Annotated in this window: 2 tRNA genes and 3 rRNA genes; all 5 read right to left on the bottom strand. The window is 50.9% G+C overall.

Annotated elements, in window-relative coordinates:
* A 23S ribosomal RNA gene (locus ACN6NF_RS25485) occupies positions 1-723 on the bottom strand; the annotation flags it as partial.
* A gap of 185 nt (positions 724-908) precedes the next feature.
* Positions 909-984, bottom strand: a tRNA-Ala gene (locus ACN6NF_RS25480).
* A gap of 19 nt (positions 985-1,003) precedes the next feature.
* Positions 1,004-1,080: transfer RNA gene (locus ACN6NF_RS25475), tRNA-Ile, on the bottom strand.
* A gap of 38 nt (positions 1,081-1,118) precedes the next feature.
* Positions 1,119-1,235, bottom strand: a 5S ribosomal RNA gene (gene rrf, locus ACN6NF_RS25470).
* Between the two features lie 102 nt (positions 1,236-1,337).
* Positions 1,338-1,556 (bottom strand): 16S ribosomal RNA (locus ACN6NF_RS25465); the annotation flags it as partial.

Raw genomic sequence — 1,556 nt, 5'->3', positions numbered from 1 at the left:
CGGGTCTACGTCCACGTACTCATTCGCCCTATTCAGACTCGCTTTCGCTGCGGCTTCAGCTCTTCACCTTAACCTTGCACGGGAACGTAACTCGCCGGTTCATTCTACAAAAGGCACGCCATCACCCCTAAAATGGGCTCTGACTTCTTGTAAGCACACGGTTTCAGGATCTATTTCACTCCCCTTCCGGGGTGCTTTTCACCTTTCCCTCACGGTACTGCTTCACTATCGGTCGCCAGGGAGTATTTAGCCTTGGCAGATGGTCCTGCCGGATTCATACGGGGTTTCACGTGCCCCGCACTACTCGGGATCCGTCTCGGAGGGAACGGGTTTTGAACTACAGGGCTTTTACCTTCTCTGGCGGGCCTTTCCAGACCTCTTCATCTAACCGGTTCCTTTGTAACTCCATGTGAGACGTCCCACAACCCCAAGGAGCAAGCTCCTTGGTTTGGGCTAATCCGCGTTCGCTCGCCGCTACTGACGGAATCACTATTGTTTTCTCTTCCTCAGGGTACTTAGATGTTTCAGTTCCCCTGGTCTGCCTCTCACTCACCTATGAATTCAGTGAGTAGTGACTGTCGATGAAGACAGCCGGGTTTCCCCATTCGGACATCCCCGGATCAAAGCTTGCTTACAGCTCCCCGAGGCTTTATCGTTGTTCGCCACGTCCTTCGTCGGCTCCTGGCGCCTAGGCATCCTCCGTGTGCTCTTTGTAGCTTAACCTAGACTTTTCTTTCACAGAAAGAAAATGTCGATGTTCAATAAAGAATGATTTTTGCTAAAAGCAAAATATCTTTCCTTATTTGCTACCTTTATTTCACTTGTTTACACAAGATCAGCTTAAAGGAATATTCTAAAACGCAATTTCGTTTCGGTATCCAGTTTTCAAGGTGCAATGATAAATCATTTGGTGGAGCCAAGCGGGATCGAACCGCTGACCTCCTGCTTGCAAGGCAGGCGCTCTCCCAGCTGAGCTATGGCCCCAAAAAAAATATAAAATTTATGGTGGGCCCTAGTGGACTCGAACCACCGACCTCACCCTTATCAGGGGTGCGCTCTAACCAGCTGAGCTAAGGGCCCATAATAAACCACCAAAAAAATCCTTCTTTAGTGGTTGCGCTTGGCGGCGTCCTACTCTCCCAGGACCCTGCGGTCCAAGTACCATCGGCGCTGGAGGGCTTAACGGTCGTGTTCGGGATGGGTACGTGTGGAACCCCTCCGCTATCGCCACCAAACGCTTGAGAGTTTGAACTCTCAAAACTGAGCAACGAGTGAGTAATTTTGAAGCTTATGCTTCATATTTGAATGTTTCCATCGCAGGAAACGATTCTCCATAGAAAGGAGGTGATCCAGCCGCACCTTCCGATACGGCTACCTTGTTACGACTTCACCCCAATCATCTACCCCACCTTCGGCGGCTGGCCCCTTGCGGTTACCTCACCGACTTCGGGTGTTGTAAACTCTCGTGGTGTGACGGGCGGTGTGTACAAGACCCGGGAACGTATTCACCGCGGCATGCTGATCCGCGATTACTAGCAATTCCGACTTCATGTAGG

Source organism: Paenibacillus sp. TSM33, from assembly GCF_056099025.1.
Note: the sequence above shows the minus strand (reverse complement) of the source record. Positions and strands in the feature narration are given on the sequence as shown.